The organism is Pedococcus sp. P2_D9 (assembly GCF_056404275.1).
This window is the reverse complement of record NZ_JBFUEI010000003.1, coordinates 355,282-376,457: the sequence shown is the minus strand read 5'-3', so window position 1 is coordinate 376,457 and position 21,176 is coordinate 355,282. Positions and strand designations below refer to the sequence as shown.

At 70.3% G+C, this 21,176-nt stretch carries 12 protein-coding genes and 1 tRNA gene; 8 read left to right on the top strand and 5 right to left on the bottom strand.

Translation table 11 applies throughout. The features are described 5' to 3' along the window. Position 1 precedes the first annotated feature (1 nt). Complete coding sequence (locus AC1DXJ_RS06725) at positions 2-961, top strand: helix-turn-helix transcriptional regulator (RefSeq protein WP_477636629.1); 960 nt, start codon at positions 2-4, stop codon at positions 959-961. A 53-nt stretch (positions 962-1,014) separates the two neighbouring features. Further along, the gene (locus AC1DXJ_RS06720) at positions 1,015-2,514 is read left to right on the top strand and encodes a hypothetical protein (RefSeq protein WP_477614448.1); all 1,500 of its coding nucleotides are present in this window, start codon (positions 1,015-1,017) and stop codon (positions 2,512-2,514) included. A 16-nt stretch (positions 2,515-2,530) separates the two neighbouring features. Here the strand turns inward: AC1DXJ_RS06720 and AC1DXJ_RS06715 are convergent, their stop codons facing one another. Beyond that, positions 2,531-2,950 carry a hypothetical protein gene (locus AC1DXJ_RS06715; RefSeq protein ID WP_477636628.1) on the bottom strand — a complete coding sequence of 140 codons (420 nt, stop codon included), beginning with the start codon at positions 2,948-2,950 and terminating at the stop codon, positions 2,531-2,533. 171 nt (positions 2,951-3,121) lie between these two features. Between AC1DXJ_RS06715 and AC1DXJ_RS06710 the strand changes: the two genes are divergently transcribed. The 4 genes from AC1DXJ_RS06710 to AC1DXJ_RS06695 all read left to right on the top strand — a co-directional run bounded on the left by AC1DXJ_RS06710 (position 3,122) and on the right by AC1DXJ_RS06695 (position 8,999). Then, entirely contained in the window at positions 3,122-3,856 is a 735-nt protein-coding gene (locus AC1DXJ_RS06710; protein WP_477636627.1) for a response regulator transcription factor, read from the top strand. Next, on the top strand, positions 3,853-5,319 hold the full coding sequence (locus AC1DXJ_RS06705; RefSeq protein WP_477636626.1) for a sensor histidine kinase: 1,467 nt from the start codon (positions 3,853-3,855) through the stop codon (positions 5,317-5,319). The genes AC1DXJ_RS06710 and AC1DXJ_RS06705 overlap by 4 nt, the downstream gene beginning before the upstream one ends. A 249-nt stretch (positions 5,320-5,568) precedes the next feature. After that, entirely contained in the window at positions 5,569-7,680 is a 2,112-nt protein-coding gene (locus tag AC1DXJ_RS06700) for an ArnT family glycosyltransferase (RefSeq protein WP_477636625.1), read from the top strand. Between the two features lie 11 nt (positions 7,681-7,691). Then, a complete protein-coding gene (locus AC1DXJ_RS06695) occupies positions 7,692-8,999 on the top strand; it encodes a bifunctional glycosyltransferase family 2/GtrA family protein (protein ID WP_477636624.1) in 1,308 nt (435 codons plus the stop codon). Here the strand turns inward: AC1DXJ_RS06695 and AC1DXJ_RS06690 are convergent. Continuing rightward, complete coding sequence (locus AC1DXJ_RS06690; protein WP_477636623.1) at positions 8,894-9,394, bottom strand: hypothetical protein; 501 nt, start codon at positions 9,392-9,394, stop codon at positions 8,894-8,896. The genes AC1DXJ_RS06695 and AC1DXJ_RS06690 overlap by 106 nt on opposite strands. 223 nt (positions 9,395-9,617) lie before the next feature. Here AC1DXJ_RS06690 and AC1DXJ_RS06685 point away from each other — a divergent pair. After that, positions 9,618-9,710, top strand: a tRNA-Ser gene (locus tag AC1DXJ_RS06685). A 62-nt stretch (positions 9,711-9,772) separates the two neighbouring features. On the opposite strand, the gene AC1DXJ_RS06680 is transcribed toward AC1DXJ_RS06685, so the two are convergent. Then, on the bottom strand, positions 9,773-11,362 hold the full coding sequence (locus AC1DXJ_RS06680) for an LCP family protein (protein WP_477636622.1): 1,590 nt from the start codon (positions 11,360-11,362) through the stop codon (positions 9,773-9,775). Between the two features lie 190 nt (positions 11,363-11,552). Between AC1DXJ_RS06680 and AC1DXJ_RS06675 the strand changes: the two genes are divergently transcribed. Beyond that, positions 11,553-13,475, top strand: coding sequence for a penicillin-binding transpeptidase domain-containing protein (locus AC1DXJ_RS06675; RefSeq protein WP_477636621.1), 1,923 nt, complete (start codon positions 11,553-11,555; stop codon positions 13,473-13,475). A 99-nt stretch (positions 13,476-13,574) separates the two neighbouring features. Here the strand turns inward: AC1DXJ_RS06675 and AC1DXJ_RS06670 are convergent, their stop codons facing one another. Next, entirely contained in the window at positions 13,575-13,778 is a 204-nt protein-coding gene (locus AC1DXJ_RS06670; RefSeq protein WP_056915917.1) for a cold-shock protein, read from the bottom strand. Positions 13,779-14,140: 362 nt separating this feature from the next. Continuing rightward, positions 14,141-21,025: an OmpL47-type beta-barrel domain-containing protein gene (locus tag AC1DXJ_RS06665; RefSeq protein ID WP_477636620.1), complete on the bottom strand. Its 6,885-nt coding sequence runs from the start codon at positions 21,023-21,025 to the stop codon at positions 14,141-14,143. Between the last annotated feature and the right edge of the window lie 151 nt (positions 21,026-21,176).

The following is a 21,176-nucleotide window of genomic DNA, read 5'->3' as shown; positions in this document are numbered from 1 at the left end:
CATGTCGTCCTCCGACACCAGCCCGACCGCGCGGGCCCTGCTCGCCCTCGAGCTGGTCCAGGGCAACCCAGGCATCACCGCCGGGCGCCTCGCCGACCGTCTGGGAGTGACCGAACGCGCGGCCCGCCGCTATGTCGCGATCCTGCGGGAGGCCGGCATACCCCTGGAGTCCGAACGTGGCCCCTATGGGGGCTACCGCGTCGGCCGCGGCCTGCGGCTGCCCCCGCTGATGTTCGAGGCGAGCGAGGCCCTGGCCCTGGTCATGGCGGTGCTGGACGGCCACCACCAGGCCGCGGACCCGTCCGACCCTGCGGGGAGTGCGCTCGGCAAGATCGTCCGGGCCCTCCCTGAGGCCGTTGCCGCCCAGGCGGAGGCGGTCCGCCGGGCCACCGCGCCCGCGCCGGACCGGTCCGCCGCGAGGCCGAACCCCCAGACGACGACCGCCCTCGTGCAGGCCAGCATCGACCGGGTCCGGGTACGGATCGGCTACCGGACCGAAGCGGGACGCGAGTGGTCGCAGGAGGTCGACCCGTGGGCCGTCGTGGTCCGCCACGGGCGCTGGTACCTCCTGTGCTGGAGCCACGCGGCGACGGCCGTGCGCGCGTTCCGGATCGACCGGGTCACCGCAGTCGCCACGCTGGTCGAGGCGTTCGTGCCGCCCGCGGACCTCGACCCGGTCGCTGAGCTCGAGGCCCACATGGCGGCCGGGTGGGAGTACGCCACCGACGTCCTCGTGGATGCCCCACTCGAGACCGTGAGCGGCATCCTCCCCCGCGGGCTCGGCCGGCTCGAGGAGGTCCCCGAGGGCGGCACGCGGCTGGTGGGGAGCACGAGCAACCCCACCTGGTATGCCGAGCAGCTGGCCGTCCTGCCCGTCCCCTTCCGCATCGTGGGCGGCCCCGAGCTGCGCGCTGCCGCGCAGCAGCTCGCCCAGCGGATGGCAGCCGCCGCCCACGACTGACTGGGTGGGTCTGAGCCGTCCGCCCGTCGCCCGCAACACGGCATACTCGCCGCATGGCGCAGAGTGGTTCACCACGCAGTGACTCCCACCAACCGCACGGGGTCGTCTTTCCCGAGGTGGACGGCAAGCGAAGCACGTCAGCGCTCGGGCGGGCCGTCGTCGCGGACGCCTTGCGAGGGGTGGACCCGGTCGGGGCACAGGCCGCGGAGCGAGAGACCAACTGGCGCCAGGGCTACCTGACCCACTTCAAGCGCTTGGTCGAGGCCGGCCTGCTGCGCGACGGCGAGGCGGCGGTCGACGTCGCGCGCGCCGGGCTGGACTCCCTCCACTCGCGCATGCGGGCCACGACGCCCAACGGGGAGGTGCCCCTCGATCAGGCCTTCGCGACGGGACGGGATGCGGCCCTCGGCACGGCGACGGTGCGGGGCACCGGCGAGCGCGCGACCGAGCTCAGCCTCCCGATGCACGGCGAGCGGCTGCGCGGTGATGCCCTGCACAGGCAGCTCGACGACTGGACGACTCGCGGCATCATCGAGCCCTCCGCGGCCGAGGCAGTCCGCACCGTGATGGCCAACCCGGAGTGGCTCGACCTGAGCGACCAACGCGTCGTCGTGCTCGGAGCCGGTGCCGAGATGGGACCCCTGCGCTCGATCCTGTCGTGGGGAGGGGAGGTGGTCGGCGTCGACCTGCCCCGTCCCGAGATCTGGAAGCGCGTCCTGAACGTCGCGGCGTCGTCGGCCGGGACCCTGCACCTGCCGGTGCCCGCCGAGGCGCGCTGGTCGGTCGGCGACCTCGCCACCCACGCCGGAGCGGACCTGCTCCACGGCCTCCCGGCCATCGCCGACTGGCTCACCGACGTGGAAGGGCCCATGGTGCTCGGCAACTACGTCTATGCCGACGGCGCCACGAACGTCCGGGTCTCCACCGCCGTCGACGCGCTCAGCACCGAGCTGATGACCCGACGGGCCGATGTCGCCCTCGCCTTCCTGGCCACGCCGACCGATGTCTTCGCCGTGCCGGGCGAGGCCGTCGAGCACTCCACCCGGAGCTACCGCGGACCGTCCACCCCGATGCGGCTGGTCCGGCCGGCGCTCCGGACGCTGAGCGGCGGCCGGCTGTTGCGCCGCAACTACGCGCCCGGCACCAACCCGGGACTCAACGACAGCCTGGTCCCGCAACAGGGGCCGAACTACGCTCTCGCCAAACGACTTCAGCGGTGGCGGGCCACCGTGGCCCGCCGCGACGGCCGCACCGTGTCGCTCAACGTCGCGCCTCCCACCCGGACCCGCTCGGTCGTGAAGAACCGTGCCCTGGCCAGCGCCTACGCCGGTGCGCACCGGTTCGGGATCGAGGTGTTCGAACCGGCCACGAGCAACACGTTCATGGCCGCCCTCCTCGTCCACGACCTGCGGACCGAGCCCCACAGCCCGACCACCCCTTGGCGCGAGGAAGCGGCGGGTGCCGTGCACGGCGGGCTGTGGCGGACCGCCTACGACCCGCGCAGCGCCCTCGGGATCGCTGTCGTGCTCGGTCTGGGCTCAGCCAGGACCTGAAGTCACTGGCGGCGGGTCAGGTCGTGCCGGCGTTCGGGTCGGCCGGAGCCTGCTGGAGCTGGCTCCCGGGGAGCTGCGACGAGCCGCCCGGCGCCTGCTGCAGGGTCCCGGGGGCCTGCTGCCCGAACCCGCGGCCACCCTGACCCGGCTGGCCGAAGCTGGGTCGCTGGCCGCCACCCGGGCCGAAGCCGCCCTGCTGGACCTGACCGCCGCCCAGCGAGGTGCCCGGCGGCACGGCGGCGGCAGCGGCCGCCGCACCCATCGACGAGATGCCGATGGCGAGGGCTGCGGCGATCGCCGTCTTGCGGCCGGTCCAGGTGGGCGGGTTGAGCGCCGGCGCCGTGTCCGGCGCGGGAGCCGGCCGCGCGGCATACGGGATGGTCTGGGTCTGGGCCCACGGGAGCTCGGTGGTGTCGTCCGTGCGCGGGGTCGTCATCGGGGTCTCCGAACGTCGAGGAGTGAGTGGTCGACTCCGAGACTTCGCCGGTCGGCTGTGGCGATCCTGTGGGTCGCATGTCGAAGGACTGAGCATCCGCCACAGAGGGCTCACAGGATTCGCACAGGAATTACGAGGGCACCGCACATGGTTCCGGTGTTTCCTGATGGCATGAACACGAAGCAGTCCGCCTCAGCCAAGCTCCAGCGTCTCGACGGCTCCCCCGTCCGCGTGCTCGTCGTCGACGACGAGAACAACCTGACCGAGCTGCTGAGCATGGCGCTGCGCTACGAGGGCTGGGAGGTCCGCACTGCGGCCACCGGCGTCGCGGCCGTGCGGGCTGCTCGTGAGTTCCAGCCCGACGCGGTGGCCCTCGACATGATGCTGCCGGACTTCGACGGTCTCGAGGTGCTGCGCCGGATGCGCGGCGACAACCCCAACGTGCCGGTGCTCTTCCTGACCGCGAAGGACGCGGTCGAGGACAGGGTGGCAGGGCTGACCGCCGGCGGCGACGACTACGTGACCAAGCCGTTCAGCCTCGAAGAGGTCGTCGCCCGCCTGCGCGCCCTCATGCGGCGCACCGCCGTCGTGACCGACGACTCCGCCTCGGTGCTGGCCGTCGGCGACCTCACCATGGACGAGGACAGCCACGAGGTGATGCGGGCGGGAGAGCAGATCAACCTCACCGCAACGGAGTTCGAGCTGCTGCGATACCTCATGCGCAACCCCAAGCGGGTGCTGTCCAAGGCCCAGATCCTCGACCGGGTCTGGAACTACGACTTCGGCGGCCAGGCCAACGTCGTCGAGCTCTACATCTCCTACCTGCGCAAGAAGGTCGACGCCGGTCGAGAGCCGATGATCCACACGATGCGCGGCGTCGGATACGTCCTCAAGCCCGCGACATGAGCCCCGCCGCTGCCGTCGGTGCGGCCCGGTCACACCTCAACCCGGCCACCTGGACGCTCAGCCGCAAGCTGATCGCCACGGTCGTCGGGCTGTTCCTCGCCATCACTGTGGTCACGTCCTCCCTGACGGTGCTGCTGCTGCACGACTTCCTCGTCGGGCGCCTCGACCAGGACCTCCAGTCGACCCTCATCCGGGCCGGCGGACCCCGGTCCAACGACGACCACGGGCCGGGCCCCGGAGGCGCGGGCGGTCCCATCCCCGGCGGGGGTGGCCAGTCCCTCATCCTCGTGATCCGCAACGGCGCTGTCACCGTCAACCGGGTCGAGCACGACGAGACCACCGGCACGCTCACCGACGCGCAGGTCAGCTCGCTGCAGGCAGCCGGGATCGGCACCACCCCCAAGACCGTCGAGATCGAGGGGCTGGGCGCCTATCGCGTGGCCTCCGCTCGTGAGGCCGACGGCGACACGGTCATCTCGGGCCTGCCCACGGGTGGTGTCACCGAGACCATCAACAAGGTGGTCACCCTGATGGTGGGTGGCACGATCGTCGGCTTCGTCCTCGTGACGGCCGGCGGCCTGTGGCTCGTGCGCCGCAACCTCGCGCCTTTGCAACGGGTGGCACACACCGCGACCCAGGTGTCCAACCTCAAGCTCGACTCCGGTGCTGTCGCCCTGGCCGAGCGCATCCCCGCAGCCGACACCGACCGCCACACCGAGGTGGGACAGGTGGGGCTCGCCCTCAACAACATGCTCGACAACGTCGAGGGGGCCCTCCGGTCCCGCCACGAGAGCGAGCAGCGCGTGCGGCAGTTCGTCGCCGACGCCTCGCACGAGCTGCGGACGCCGCTGGCGTCCATCCGGGGGTATGCCGAGCTGTCCCGTCGCGAGCGCGAGCCGGTGCCCGCGTCGGTCACCCACGCGTTGTCGCGGGTCGAGTCCGAGGCCCTGCGCATGCAGGGGCTGGTCGAGGACCTGCTGCTGCTGGCCCGGCTCGACGCGGGTCGGCCGCTCGACCGCGAACCGGTCGACCTGTCACTGCTCGCGATGGACGCGGTCAGCGATGCGCACGCGGCCTCACCGGACCACCGCTGGGAGCTGGACCTGCCCGACCAACCCGTCGAGGTGACCGGCGACCACGCGCGGCTCCACCAGGTCGTCGCCAACCTGCTGGCCAACGCCCGCACCCACACGCCAGCCGGCACGCGGGTCGTGACGTCGATCAAGCCGGATGGTCCGTGGATTCGGGTGAGCGTCTCGGACGACGGCCCCGGCGTGCCGAAGTCGTTGCAGGGCAATGTCTTCAACCGGTTCACCCGAGGTGACGACTCCCGCAACCGAGCCGCGGGTTCCACCGGGCTCGGCCTGTCGATCGTCGATGCCGTCGCGAAGTCGCACGGAGGCAACGTGGAGCTCTCCTCCTCTCCGGGCGACACGACCTTCACGGTCCTGCTCCCCGCCTGACCCTCCCGCCTGACCCTTCCGGCGGGCTCGTCCACTCTGGGGCCCGACCACGCGGCATACCCTCGCGCGCCGGAAACCCGGGCGAGTGGCCGAAAGTTCGGCGCCCTCTCCCCTGGTGCGCGGCGGAAACCCGGGCGAGTGGCCGAAAGTTCGTCGCCCACCCCAACGTCCACGCGCCGTCGCGATGCTCATCACCCGGGCTCAGGAGTGGCACAGGAACCGCACAGCGCGCCCCCCGACGGTAGGGACATGGACACGATGACCCTCCACCCCGACACGGTCGATGCGACCGGCGCGGCCGGCACCACCCGCGTGCCGCGCACCACGACTCCGGTGCAGGCGGATCCCGCCGCGCCCACGACGCCCAGCCGGATCCAGCGCCTCTGGCGTGGTCCGGAGGGCGACCCGACCTGGGCGCGGCCCGCACTGCTCGGCCTGCTGCTCGCCACGGCCGTCTTCTACTTCTACAACCTGACCTCGAGCGGCTACGCGAACTCCTTCTACTCCGCCGCGGTCCAGGCCGGCAGCGACAGCTGGAAGGCCTTCTTCTTCGGCTCCTCCGACGCCGGCAACTCGATCACCGTGGACAAGCCGCCCGCATCACTGTGGGCGATGGCCCTGTCGGTGCGGCTGTTCGGGCTGAGCTCGTTCAGCATCCTCATGCCCGAGGTGCTGATGGGCGTCGCGACCGTGGGTGTGGTCCACGCGACCGTCAAGCGTCACTTCGGAGCAGCAGCCGGTCTGATCGGCGGGGCCGTGATGGCGCTGACGCCGGTGGCCGTCCTGATGTTCCGGTTCAACAACCCCGACGCACTGCTCGTGCTGCTCATGGCCCTCGGCGCCTGGGCGACGATGAAGTCGATCGAGCAGGGCTCGGCCAGATGGTTCGCGTTCGTGGGGGTCTTGATCGGCCTCGGTTTCCTCACCAAGGCGCTCCAGGTGCTGCTGGTCGTGCCTGCCTTCGGCCTCGCCTACGTCCTGTTCGCCGACACGACCCTGCGCAGGAGGATCACCGGCGCGCTCGTCGGCACCGCCGCCATGGTGCTGTCCGCCGGCTGGTGGGTCGCGATCGTCGAGCTGGTCCCGGCCAGCTTGCGCCCCTACATCGGCGGCTCGCAGGACAACTCGTTCCTCTCCGTCACCTTCGGCTACAACGGACTCGGCCGGATCAGCGGCAACGAGACCGGCTCCGTCGGTGGCGGGAACGGTTGGGGCGCAACGGGTCTCGGACGCATGTTCAGCTCGAGCATCGGTGGCCAGATCTCCTGGCTGATCCCCTCGGCCCTGATCCTCCTCGCCGTGGGTCTCTTCCTGCGGGGCCGTGCGCCGCGCACGGACGCCCGCCGCGCGGCATACGTGGTCTGGGGTGGCTGGCTGCTCGTCACCATGGTGACGTTCTCGCTGATGGCCGGCATCTTCCACGAGTACTACACAGTCGCCCTCGCGCCCGCCATCGCCGCCCTGGTGGGCATGGGCGCGGCCGAGGCCTGGGAGCACCGCGCCAAGGCCATCGGCTCGATCACGCTCTCGGCTGCCACGGCGGCCGCGGCCACTTGGTCGTTCGTCCTCCTCTCGCGGACCGACTGGCAGAACTGGCTGCGCATCGGCGTCCTCGTCCTCGGTCTGGCCAGCGCCCTCCTGCTCCTGGCGATCACCCAGCTGCACCGGCGCTTCGTGCCCGCCGTCGTCGCCGGCGCCCTCGTGGCTGCGCTGGCAGGGCCCGCTGCCTACAGCGTCCAGACCGTCAGCACGGCCCACTCCGGCTCGATCGTGACCGCGGGACCTGCCACGGCAGGTGGTGGTCCCGGCGGTGGCGGTATGCCGGGTGGTGCCCGCGGCACCATGGGCGCCCCTCCCCAGCAGGGCACCACTGGCGGCACAGCGGGTGGCGTCACGGGCGCCCCGGGGGGCACGCGAACCGGCGGGGGGATCGGCGGTCTGCTCAACGCCTCCACCCCGAACACGGAGGTGGTGTCGGCTCTGTCGGCCGATGCGTCGAGCTACCGCTGGGTGGCCGCCGCGATCGGGTCGCAGAACGCCGCCGGGCTGCAGCTCGGGACAGGACTGCCCGTCATGGCCATCGGTGGCTTCAACGGCAGCGACCCCAGCCCGACCCTTGCGCAGTTCCAGCAGTACGTCGCCGACGGTGACATCCACTACTTCGTTGCAGGCGGGAACGGCGGCGGCGCTGGCGGACCCGGCGGCGGGATGGGCGGCTCGGGGACCGGCTCGCAGATCTCGGAGTGGGTCGCGGCCACCTTCACGCAGGTCACGATCAGCGGGTCGACGTTCTACGACCTCACGCAGCCGCTGTCGTCCTCCACCGGCACCTCGGGCTCCACCACGACCCAGACCACCTGAGGAGCGCCGCGATGAGCACCCCCGTCCTCGACGTCGTCATCCCCGTCCACAACGAACAGCACACGGTCGCAGCCAGCGTCCGGCGGCTGCACCAGCACCTGGTCGAGACCTTTCCCTATCCGTTCCGGATCACGGTGGCCGACAACGCCAGCACCGACGCGACGGCCGCCGTCGCGTCGGGGTTGGTGGCCGAGCTGGCCGGCGTGGCGATGGTGCGGCTGCCCGAGAAGGGCCGGGGCAGGGCGCTGAAGCAGGTCTGGTCAGCCTCGGACGCGCCGATCCTCGCCTACATGGACGTCGACCTCTCCACCGATCTCGACGCCTTGTGGCCGCTCGTGGCGCCGCTCATGTCGGGCCACTCGGACGTCGCCATCGGTTCGCGACTGGCCCGCGGCGCCCGGGTCGTCCGTGGGGCCAGGCGCGAGGTCATCTCGCGCTGCTACAACCTGGTCCTGCGGGGCGCCCTGGGTGCCCGGTTCACCGACGCGCAGTGCGGCTTCAAGGCGATCCGGGCCGACGTCGCCGCCGAGCTGCTGCCGATGGTCGAGGACCACACCTGGTTCTTCGACACCGAGCTGCTCGTCCTGGCCCAGCGTTGCGGCCTGAGGATCCACGAGGTGCCGGTCGACTGGTTCGACGACCCGGACTCGCGGGTCGACGTGGTCGCCACCGCGCTGGACGACCTGCGCGGAGTCGTGCGGGTCCGCCGCGCGCTGGCCTCTGGTCGGCTCCCCGTCGACGACGTCGCCGCCCGCATCGGGCGGCGAGCTCCGGGGCTGGTGGGCACGTGGCACCAGCTGACGCGGTTCGCCACCGTCGGGGTCGCGTCCACGGTCGTGCACCTCGGTCTGTTCGCGGCGCTGGTGCCGGCCGTGGGATCTACCCAAGCGGCCAACCTGGTGGCGCTGCTCGTTGCGACCGTCGCCAACACGGCGCTGAACCGCCGCTGGACCTTTGGGGTGCAGGGCGCCGGCGTGGTGAGGAACCAGCTGCAGGGTCTGTCGATCTTCGCGCTCACCTGGCTGCTGACCGCGGGGGCCCTGGCGATGCTGCACGCCGTCGTCGCCGCGCCCAGCACCACCGCGGCGACCGTCGTCGTCGCGAGCGCCACGGCAGCCTCGACTGCACTGCGTTTCGTGGCCATGCGCACCTGGATGTTTCCGCACGGGTCATCCCGCGGAGCCCAGCACAACCAGTCCCGCTCCGGAGTCCCTCAGTACTCCGCCACGATGAACGAGCCGGCGTCGTCCTCGAACACGACCACACCCGTCCAGTCCCAGCCGTCCACCGAACCGTGGCAGACGGTGACCAGTCCCTGACCCACCTGGGAGCGGACGGGGCACTCCAGCTCGTCGACGGATCCTCCGTCATCCTCGATGACGCGCCCGAGCGCCTCCTGGAGGGCGACGTCGGTCACCGCCTTGTCGATCGGCGTCACCTGGCCGGACAGCACCCAGGTCCCCGACCCGCCGGGTCCGAAGAACAGGAACGCGGCCATGGCCAGGACGCTCAGCAACGCCAGCCCACTGAGCACGATGGCGGTGATGGCCAGGCCGTTGCGCTGTCGCGGGGCGGGGGTGAACGCCTGGGGCGCCCACGCCTGGCCGTGCGCGGCATACGCGTCCTGCGGCGCGGCCTGACCCGGAGCGGGCGCCGCGAACGGTCCCTGCCAGGTGGGCGGCTGTGGCCCCGGCGGGGCGAACGGGTTGGACATCCACGCTCCTTGATAGCGGTCGGCCCACAGGATCGCGCACGCGCGGGTCTCCCGTACGGCAAACGGCCCACCGCCGCCCGAACTGTGGGCCACGGCATACCTCCCCACGACCGCCGGTCATCGGATCAGCTGGGGTATGCCGCGTGGGCGGGCGAGCCACTTTGCTCCGGTCCGAGCCGTGCGGATACTCTGTGCGGGCTCGGCTGCGACAGCCGTCGGGCGTGGAGGCGTCGCCTAGTCCGGTCTATGGCGCCGCACTGCTAATGCGGTTTGGGTTTATCGCCCATCGAGGGTTCAAATCCCTCCGCCTCCGCCACGACGAAGAAGGACCCGACCAGCTTTCGGTCGGGTCCTTCTCGCGTGACTGGAGGCAGCGGGTCAGGTGCAGATGTCCTGGGCCGCGGTGCGGGCCTTCACGGTCTCGGTGGAGGTTGGCGGGGTCGCGGTGACGGTCTCCTTCGGCAGGGGCTTGGTGCCCAGCCGGTTCGGGACCTCCACCGCCTTCGGCGAGCCGGTGCCCATGCTCAGCTCGATGGTCGAACCCAGCAGGGCGTCCTCGCGGAGCTCGGCGCCGGGGTAGACCGCCGCGACCGTGCGGGCCGCCTCCTTCATGTTCGGGCCGTAGCGGACCACGACACCCTCCGTGGGGGCCCCGGTGCCGCTGAGGTACGACGCGACGGTGAAGCCCTGCACCTCGAGCTCGGTGGCTGCCTGCTTGGCCAGGCCGGCCACCCCCGAGTTGTTGGTGACCCGCACCTTGATGTCGCCGGGGCTCACGGTCAGGGCCGGCTCGGTGGTCGGCGACGCGGTCGCTGTGGAGGTGGACGACGGCACCTTCGTGCCCGGGAGCGGCTCGTCCTTGCGGATCGCCTTCCAGATGGTCTCGGCCCCGGGGGACCACTGGACGCGGTTGGGGTCGGGCGCATACGCCTCGGTGGGGAGCTTCACGAACCGGATCTGGTCAGTGCCGATCCTGGAGACGCTTCCGGCGATGTCCTTCATCTCCCCGACATCGAGGCCCTGGTCGGTGGTCATCGCGGAGGTCGTGGCATTGAGGAAGCGGAACAGCTTGTCCGGGCGCAGCAGCAGCGAGGACTTGGTGGCTTCCTGGATCACCGACGACAGGAAGGCCTGCTGGCGGTCGATCCGGCCGAGGTCGGATCCGTCGCCGATGTTGTGACGCAACCGGACGTAGGCGAGGGCGTTCTTGCCGTTGACCCTGCTCCTGCCTGCCGGGAGGTTGAGGTGGCTCTGGCGGTCATTGACGGCTTCGGGCAGGCAGACGGTGACCCCGCCGAGGGCGTTGACCATGTCCTGGAACCCGCGGAAGTCGATCTCCACGAAGTGGTCGACGAAGATGCCGGTCAGCCCCTCGAACGTGCGGATGGTGCAGGCAGGGCCACCCAGGGTGAAGTTCTGGTTCCACTGCCGGACGACGCCGTCCTGCACCTTGTCGGCCTTGTTCTTGCAGTCGCGCGGTGCCTTCGTCATCGAGTCGCGGGGGATCGACACGACGATCGCCGACTTCCGGTCCGCGGACAGGTGGACGACGAGGTTGGTGTCGGAGCGGCTCCCCTCCATGCCGTACTCCGTCTGCCCCTTGCCGAGGTCGGTGCCCTCCCGGCTGTCGGAACCCATCACGAAGATGTTGAGCGGCGCCAGGTTGGTCTGGGCGTCCGTCGTGGCCTCCTGCTTCGGACGATCGCCCAGCGCGCTGCTGATGTCGAGCCGCGTGATGTTGCCGTTGAGCTTGACGTAGGCCGCGATGCCGAGGACCAGGGCCACCACGAGCACCCCCGCCACGCCGTAGGTGGCGCGTCGTACCCAAGGGTGGCGGTGGGTCTTGCCGGCGTGGCGGTCGGACCGACGCTGGGACGACCTGCTGTGCTCCTGCGTGCCGTCCCCCGTGGCACCCGTGCCCTGGCCGGACGCGTCGTCCGGCGCAGAGCCGTTGGTGGGCTCGCTCACGTGTACCTCTCTGTTTCCGAAAAGCCACGCCGTGCAGGTGGCTCGGGCGACGAATCGCCTCCGTGAGTGTAAGGGCGCATCCTGAGTGTTCGGTCAGGTCCGCCTCCTCCTCCCGACGCCGCAGGCAGCCTGCTGGTTGGCTGCGGACGACAAATGGGACGAACCTTCCGACGTGGGGTTGGATGGGCGCATGACGAGAAGAGCAGTGGTGGGGGGAGTCGTCGCCGCCGTCCTGGTCGCCGGAGCAGCCGGCGCGGGGTTGTGGTGGCGGCACGCTGAGCAGGAGAAGGCACTCGATGAGGCTGCCCGGGCGGAGGTGGCGGCGTTCGCCACGTCGTGGGCAGGACGCTCGTTCACCAAGCCCGGGACCCTGTTCACCGGCACCACCAGCGACGTCGTCCAGGCGGACTTCGCCAAGGCCACGGCGGGGCTGGGCCCCGGTCCGGTGAAGGTCACCGCGGACGCGGTGCGCCGCACGGGTGACCGGGCCACGGCCACCGCGCACGTCGCCTGGACCCTGCCCGGGGGCGTGGCCTGGTCGTACGACGTGCCCGTGACCGCCCAGCGCGCCGAGACGAACGGGAGCCGCTGGGCGATCGCCCTCCCCAAGGACCACTCGCAGTGGCACCCCGACCTCAAGCCGGGCGCCACCCTGACAGCCACCCGCACCTGGGGCGACCGGGGCACCCTGCTCGACCGTGACGGCGGCGCCCTCACGCCGATCGGCAAGGTCTACCCGGTGCAGATCGACCCCTCCCGGGCCACCGCTGCCACGGTCAGCCAGCTGGAGAAGGTGGTGGACGAACCTGCCGGCTCGCTCGTGGCCAAGCTCGCCGCAGCCACCAAGGCCGGGAGCAAGGCGCCCATCCCGGTCATCACCTACCGGCAGGCCGACTTCGACGAGCGCAAGGCGGCGCTCGATGCCATCAAGGGCGTGATCTACCCGGCCCGCGAACAACCGCTGGCCAAGTCGCGCACGTTCGCCCAGCCGCTGCTCGGGTCCTTCGGCGCCGTCAGCGCCGAGCTCATCGCCAAGAGCAAGGGCAGGTATGCCGCGGGCGACTACGCCGGGGTGAGTGGACTCCAGGGGCAGTACGACAGGGTGCTCGGGGGCACGGCCGGGGTCCAGGTCACCTCCAGTGCGGCGCCGGACACCCCGTTGTTCGCCAAGGACGCGGTCGCCGGGAAGGACGTGTCCACGACGCTGTCGCCCCGCGTCCAGGATGCCGCCGAGACCGCGCTGAAGGCCACGGGTGCCGTGCCGTCCGCCCTCGTGGCGGTCGACGTCAAGACCGGTGACGTGCTTGCTTCGGCGAACTCACCCGCCCTCGGCTTCGACCGCGCGATGACCGGCCACTACCCGCCCGGGTCGGCCTTCAAGATCGCGACGACCTACGCGCTGCTCAGCTCGGGCACGGTCACACCGACCACGGCCGTCACCTGCCCGAAGAACGTCGTCGTCGACGGGCGGACCTACAAGAACTTCGAGGGCGAGTCGCTCGGCACCCCGGACTTCACCACGGACTTCGCCCACTCGTGCAACACGGCGTTCGTCCAGCTCTCGACCAAGCTCGGCGACGACGACCTCTCCAAGGCGGCGGCCGCGCTGGGGCTGACCGGCTGGGCCAAGGACCTCGGGGTGACGAACGCCTTCGACGCCAGCGTCCCCGTCAACAACGGCAAGACCGACAAGGCTGCAGCCGCGATCGGGCAGGGCCGCAACGTCACCTCACCCCTCGCCCTGGCCGTGCTCGCGGCCAACGTCGCGCGCGGCTCGGTCATTGCTCCTGCACTGGTGACCCAGCCTGCGGTACAAGGCGCTGACCGCACGCCGAAGGCGTTGGACACCAAGGTCGTCGACCAGCTGAGGACCCTCATGGGTGAGGTGGTCAGCCAGGGCACCGCCACGGTGCTGAAGGGCACGCCGGGCGGCACGGTGCGGGGCAAGACCGGCACGGCCGAGTTCGGCCCGAAGAACCCGCCCGAGACGCACGCGTGGTTCGTCGGCTACCAGGGCGACGTCGCCTTCGCGGTGCTGGTCGAGAAGGGCAGGAGCGGCGGCAGCGTCGCCGCCCCGATCGCCAAGGACTTCCTCACGGCGCTCGCCCGCTGAGCCGCGCGAGACGAGCACACGGCATACCGGGACGCGACGAGGCCCCCACCGCCTGCGGTGAGGGCCTCGTCGGAAGACTGTTGGTCGAGCAGTCCTCGGTCAGATCGGGCGAACGGCGTCAGCCTGGGGACCCTTGGGTCCCTGGGTGACCTCGAACTCCACGCGCTGCGCCTCGTCCAGCGAGCGGTAGCCCGAGGAGTCGATCGCCGAATAGTGGACGAACACGTCCGGGCCGCCGCCGTCCTGGGCGATGAAGCCGAAGCCCTTTTCAGCGTTGAACCACTTAACGGTTCCCTGTGCCATGGGGTAACTCTTTCTTTTGTAGCCATTGGGAATCCGCACTTTGCGAAACCCCAGGCTGCCGTACACACACCCCCACCGACGAGACATGCTCGTCCTCGGATGAGCTGCCTTCGTCGGAAAGCCTGCTTTCGTCAGAAAACAAATGCCCGCTCTGATGGTGCTAGGGCGGGCACTTCATCGAACTTGCGAGGAACTGCTTGTTGCAACCGTGAGAAACGCTAGCACGCACGATGCGGATCGTGGAGGTCGAGACCGGTCAAAATTCCGGTATGCCGTGGGCTCCGGCCCCCGCGGGTCTGACCCCGCGAGGGCCGGATTCGGGGCGGCCCCGCTGCAGCCGCCCCGAGCCCCCACGCAACCCCTCAGCGCAGGGCGATGTTGACGTAGTACGTCTGCCCGTCGTCGAGGCTCACCCCGACCCTCCAGTACCAGCCCGCCTGCGACTTCTCCGTCTTCCAGTTGTACTGGTACTGCGAGGGGCTCCACGAGTACGTGCCGCCCACGCTCGGGGTGTCGGTGTAGGCCGACTCGTTGACCGCGGCGTTGGTCGCGGACCCCTTGACGGGGGTCAGCCACTTCGGCGCAGAACCGGTCTGGACGACCTGGCCGCTGGAGTTCTTGAGCTGGAACTTCATGGGGATGGTCTGCCCGGCGTTGAAGACGCTGGTCGCCACTCCGGTCTGGTGCGCCGTGTCGTTGACCGGCTGCAGGAACAGCGTGGTGCCGAACCCGTAGACCACCTGGTAGCTGACCGTCGCCGTGCCCACGTTGCCCGCCTTGTCGGTGGCTGTCGCGGTGTAGGTGAACGTGCCCACTCCGTTCGTCGTGCCGCCGGTGCGCGCCCCGCTGGCCGAGCCGTCGAGCTTGCTCGTGGCGTCGGTCGCCGAAGCCGTCGGCGTGGGCACCGCGCCCAGGGTGTAGATCGCACCGTCAGCGACCCCACCGATCGTCACCACAGGTGCCACCGTGTCGATGTTGATGCCGCTCAAGGTCGCCGACGCCGTGTTGCCCGCGTTGTCCACGGCCGTGCCCGTGACGCTGTTGGCGCCCTGGGCCGCCACCGGGGCGTCGGCCTGGCAGCTGGCGATCCCGCTCACCCCGTCGGCGCACGTGAAGTGCACGGTGACGGGAGTCCGGTACCAGCCGTTGCCGTTCGGGCTCGTCGTGGCAGCGCCGCTGATGCTCGGAGCACCCTTGTCGATGAGCACCGTGACCGTCTGGGCGGCCTCGGTGTTGCCGGCCTCGTCGACGCTCCAGTAGGCCACCTGGTGGGTGCCCTCGGTGGAGACGGTGATCTCCTTGCCGGCGTGCGATGGGCCACCGTCCAGCGCGTAGTACGTGCTGGCGACGCCCGACAGGTTGTCCGTGGCCGTGAGCTTCACCGTCACGTCCGAGTTACGCCAGCCGCTCGGAGCGGTTGCCGCGGTGGAGGGGTCGTGGCGGTCGATCTTGATCCCGCCGACGGTGACGGCCTTGGTGTTGCCGGCCTTGTCGCTGACCGACGTGCCGGTCGAGAGGTTGGCGCCCTCACCGGTGACGGTGCTGTTCGCCGGAGCGTCACCGTCGAGCCCGGAGAGCGCGTCCCCGGCAGTCCACCCCACCGTGACGTCGCCCCGGTACCAACCACTGGTGTTGGGCGCCGTCGTGGCTGCCCCGCTCAGCGTGGGGTCGGTCTTGTCGACGTTGACGCCCGTGATGGTGAACGCGCCGCTGACGTTGTCGGCACCGTCCGTGGCCGTGCCCCCGGCGCTCTGGTCCTTGCCTTCACCGAAGGTCCTGGCCGCCGGGCAGGACAGGACACCGGACAGACCCGCCTGGTCGGCGCAGGTGAACGTCGCAGTGACGTCCGACCTGTACCAGCCCTTGGCGTTGGCAGCGGCCGAGAGGCCGCCGGTGACAGTGGGCCTGGTCCTGTCGATGCTGACCGCGGCAATGTCGCTGGCCGTGTTGCCGGCGTTGTCCGTCGCCGTGCCGACGACCTCCTGGTTGAGGCCCTCCGTACCGATCCCTTGCGGGGCCGTGCAGGAGTGGAGGCCGGAGCCGCTGTCGCTGCAGTGGAAGGTCACCGTGACGACGCCGTTGTTCCAGCCGCGCAGGTTGGCCGCCGGCGCCTGCGTGTGGGTGATCCCCGGAGCGGTCTTGTCGATCTTCACCTCGAGGTTCTTCTGCGCCTCGACGTTGCCGGCGAAGTCGACACTCCACACCTGGAGCGTGTGCACGCCCTCGGTGTCGATCGTGACGCTGGTGCCGTGCGCCGCGGCGTCGCTGTCGAGCTGGTAGTACGTCTGCGCCACCCCGGAGAGGCTGTCGTCCGCCTCCAGGGAGACCGTCACGGCCGAGCTGCTCCAGTCCGAGACGTCGGACACCGTGGTGACCGGTGCGGTCTGGTCGATCTTGACCGGGTCGGTCTCCGCCGAGGTCTCGTTGCCAGCCAGGTCGCGCACTGACGCACTGGCCGTCAGTGTCCTCCCCTCGCCACTGATCGTGGCGTCGGCGGGCGCAGAGCCGTCGAGGCCGGAGAGGGCGTCGGCGGCGGTCCACTTCACCGTCACGTCGCCCCGGTACCAGCCAGCCCCGTTCGGGCCAGTGGTCGGCGCGCCGCTCAGCGTCGGAGCCGTCTTGTCGACGTTGATCGGTGCCACGGTGACGTCGTCGCTGTTTCCGGCGGTGTCGGTGGCCGTGCCCTTGGCAGACTGCGCCTTGCCTTCGCCCAGCGTGACGGGCGGGCTGCAGGCCGCGACCCCGGAGAGCGCGTCGTCGCAGCTGAAGCTGACGGTGACGTTCCCGGCATACCAGTGGTTGGTGTTGGGGTCGCGGTCAGGCGCACCCGTGATCGTCGGCTTCACCATGTCGATGCTGACCCTGGCGTTGTCCGTCGCGGTGTTGCCGGCGTTGTCGACCGCCGTCCCGGGCACCGCCTGGTCCTCGCCGTCGAGGCTGACCGGTGCGTCCACGGGGCAGCTGGCGACGCCTGACAGGGCGTCGTCACACTGGTAGGCGACGGTGACCGGGGTCTTGTTCCATCCCTTGCCATTGGGCGCCGGGGTGACGGTGTGACCGATGGTGGGCTTGGTCAGGTCGATCTTGACCGTGGTGCTGTGCTGCGCCTCGGTGTTGCCGGCCTGGTCCACGCTCCAGTAGCGCAGCGTGTGAGCGCCCTCGGTGGCGATGGTGAGGGTGGTGCCTTCGTGCTGTGCGCCGCCGTCGACGGTGTAGTAGGTGGCGTCCACGCCGGACAGACCGTCGTTCGGATCAAGGCTGACGGTCACGGCGGTGTTGTTCCACCCACCCGGTGCGTCGGCTCCGGTCGTCGGAGCCGTCCGGTCGATCTTGACCGTCGCACTGTCGGCCGTGGTGCTGTTGCCGGCCTTGTCGAAGACCGTCGCGGTCTCCTTCAGGACCTCACCTTCGCCGGTGATCGGGCTGTCGGCCGGCGTGGCCACGACGCCTGAGCGGTTGTCGTCGGCAGTCCAGCGGATGCTGACGTCGCCGTGGTACCAGCCGTTGGCGTTGGGGGCGGTGGTCGCCGTGCCCGTCAGGGTGGGGGCGATCTCGTCGACATTGATCCCGCCGACCGTCGTGCTGTCGGAGTTGCCCGCCAGGTCCACGGCCGTCCCGGTCAGCGACTGGGCGGTGCCCTCGCCGAAGGTCTGGTCCGCCGTGACGTCAGCGATCCCCGACCCACCGACGTTGTCGGTCGCGTCGAAGTGCACCGTCACGTCGCTGTTGTTCCAGCCGTGGCTGTTGGCCGCCGGGGTGCGGTTGCCGCTGATGGTCGGGGCTGTCTTGTCCAGGTTCACCGTCGCGTGGTCCGTGGCGGTGTTCCCGGCGTTGTCCGTGGCCGTCCCGTTCACGACACGGCCGGTGACCTCCTCGGTGACGTCGACGGGCGACGTGCAGGACTTCACTCCGGACAGCCCAGGCTGGTCCGCGCAGGTGAAGGTCACGGTGACGTCCGAGTTGTTCCAGCTGTTGGCGTTGGGGACCGGTGAGAGCGTGTGCGTGATGGTCGGCGCGCTCTTGTCGATCTTCACGACGAAGTTCTTCATCGCGCCGACGTTCCCTGCACGGTCGACGGAGTAGTAGGTGACGTCGTGCGTCCCCTCCGCGCTCAGTGGCACGGTGGTACCCGTCTGGTCGTCGCCACCGTCGACGCTGAAGTGCGTCACGTCGACACCCGACAGGACGTCGTGGGACACGAGGACGACGTCCACGGAGCCGTTGACCCATCCCTGCGGGACGGTGGCGTCGCTGGTCGGCGGCGTGCTGTCGATGTTGACCGGGGCGCTGGTCGCAGAGGTCACGTTGCCTGCCTTGTCGGAGATGCTGGCAGCGGCAGTCCGGCCGATCCCCTCCGTCGAGATCACCGATGGTGCAGGGACCGGACCCGCGAGTCCGGACAGTGCGTCGTCGGCCGCCCAGGTCTGGGTGACGGGTGCGTTGTACCAGCCGTAGTCGTTGGGCGCGGCCGTCGGTGCCGCACTCAGGCTGGGCGCGGTCTTGTCCACGTTGATGCCACTCACCGTCATGGACGCGGAGTTGCCGGCGTTGTCGAGGGCGTTGCCGTCTGCGTGCTGGTCGGCACCTTCACCGAGGTGCTGCGGCCCGGTCACCGTGTCGATCCCGGAGAGAGAGTCGCTGCCGGAGAAGGAGACCGTGACGTCGTCGTCGTACCAGCCCGCGGCATTCGCGGTGCGGTCGGCCGAACCGGTGATCGTCGGAGCGGCCTTGTCGATGTTGACGGTGGCGGAGCCGGTGACGCTGTTGCCGGCGTTGTCCGTCGCCGTGCCGGTGACCAGCTGGGCCAGGCCGTCCGACGTCACCGTCTTCGGCGCCGTGCAGTCCTTGAGGCCGGACAGCTCGGTCTGGTCCTCGCAGGCGAAGCTCACGACCACGTCGGTGTTGTTCCAGCCGTTGCCGTTCCGGGCCGGGGACTGGCTGGGGGTGATGCTCGGCGAGGACAGGTCGATCCTGAGCGTGAAGCTCTGGGCGTCCTCGGTGTTGCCGGCGTTGTCGACCGACCAGTACCTCACGGTGTGGACGCCTTCGGCTCCGACAGTCACCGTGCTGCCCTGGGTGCCGGTCACAGCACCGTCGACGGCGTAGTAGGTGCTGTCGATGTCCGACAGGTTGTCAGTCGCGTGCAGGCCGACCGTGACGGGGGCGTTGACCCAGCCGCCGGGGACTCCGGTGGCCGAGGTCGAGGGCTTGCTCCGGTCGATCTTGATGCCATCCACCGTCGCCGTTGCCGTGTGGCCGGCCTTGTCGGTGACGCTGGCGCTGGCCGACCGGTCGGAACCCTCCCCGGTGACCACCGAGTCCGCCGGACACGCCACGACTCCCGACAGGTTGTCGTCGCAGGTCCAGTGGACCGTGACGTCGCCGCTGAACCAGCCGTTGCCGTTGGGAGCGCTGATGACGGTGCCGGTGATGGTGGGCGCGGTCTTGTCGACGTTGATCGTCGGCGTGGTCACCGAGGCACTGTTGCCCGCCGCATCGGTGGCCGTGGCCGTGTCGGACTGGTTGGCGCCCTCACCGAAGGTGTGCGCCGTGTCCTGGGTCTTGACGCCCGACAGCGCGTCTCCAGCGGTGTAGGTCGCGGTGACGTCGTCGCCGTACCAGCCGTTCGCATTCGGTGCCGGCAGCGGGTCGACCGCGATGACCGGCTTGGTCTTGTCGATGCTCACCGTTGCCGGGTCACTGGCGGTGTTGCCCGCGTTGTCGCGCACCGTGCCGGTCACCGACTGGGCCAGGCCCTCGGTGCTCACCGTCTGCGGGCCCGTGCAGGTCGCCACGCCGGACAACGCGTCCGAGCAGCTGAAGGTCACGGTGACGCTGGTCTTGTTCCAGCCGTCCGCGTTGGCGGCGGGCGACTGGGTGTGCCCGATGGTGGGCGACGTCTTGTCGATGCCGAACGACACGCTGTGCGGTGCTTCGACGTTGCCGGCCAGGTCGGTGCTCCAGAACGTCAGGGTGTGGTTGCCCTCCGCGGTGACCGGAACGCTGGTGCCGACGGTCTGGATGCCACCGTCGAGCTGGTAGAAGGTCTTGTCGACACCCGACAGCCCGTCGTTGGGAACCAGCGTGAGGGTGACGTCGTTCTTGTTCCACGCCGGTGGGGCAGTCACGGTCGTGTTGGGAGCTGTGCGGTCGATCTTGACCGCGGGCGCGCTCTGCACCGAGCCGCTCGTGTTCCCCGCCCTGTCGGTGACGCTGGCCGTCGCGGTCAGCCCCGTGCCCTCCCCGCCGATGGTGCTGTTGGCAGGGGCAGTCGTACCGGACAGGGCGTCGGAGGCGGACCAGGCGACGGTGACGTCGCTCCGGTACCAGCCCGCGCCGTTGGCGCTGGTCGTCGGTCCACCTGACAGCGTCGGCGCCACCTTGTCGATGTTCACACCGTTGACCGTCGCGCTCGACGAGTTGTCGGCATTGTCGACGGCGGTGCCGGTGACCGACTGGTTCGCCGCACTGGTCGTCAGGGTGGTCGGGCCGCTCGTCGACTTGATGCCCGAGGTCGCGTCGCTGCCCGTGAACGACACGGTGACGTCGGTGTTGTTCCAACCATTGGCGTTGGCAGCGGGCGTGCGCGCGCCGACGATCGTCGGAGCCGTCTTGTCGAGCCTGATGGTGACCGGCGCACTGGTGGCGCTGTTGCCGACGTTGTCGGTCACGGTCGTCGTCCGGGTGACGGTGCCGTCAGTGGAGACGGTGTCGCTCGACGGCACCAGCGAGGCGACGCCTGACCCTCCCGCATCGGCGGCGGTCCAGGTGAGGCTCACGTTGGTCTTGTTCCACCCGGCACCGTTGGGCAGAGGGGTCAGCGTGGCGGTGGCAGTCGGAGCGGTGTTGTCGAGGGTGTAGCTGGCGGCCTGGATGCCGAAGGTCTCCCCGCCGTTGGCAGTGCACTTCCCGTTGCCGTTGACGCCCTTCCACGCCTTGGTCGTGAAGGAGACCACGCCGGAACCGCTGCCGGCTGTCAGCCAGGTGTACGTGGGGCCGCTGAACACCCACAGGGTCTTCGGGTTCTTGTCCGAGGACTGGGTCGCGATGGTGGTGCCCGAGGCGTTGATGACATCGACGCACTCGGTGTTCGCGTCGGTGTTCACCGTGAGCGTCAGGGCAGCGCCCTGCTTGGCATAGACCGTGCCACCCGAGGTGTACGTGCCGGTCCCTCCGGTGAAGACCGCAGTCGTCACGGAGGCCGCCCACGCGACGGGCGAGACGCCCGCCAGCACCAGTGCTGTCACCCCCGCGACAGCCACTACACGACCACGACGCCCCGTCGCGCGGAATCGCACAGAGAATTGACCAACCATCACGCACACCCCTGAGAACGCAGAACAAACCCCTTGGCGAAGAACTCGCAGGTCACGGACGGTATGGCCGCTACCAACGGGT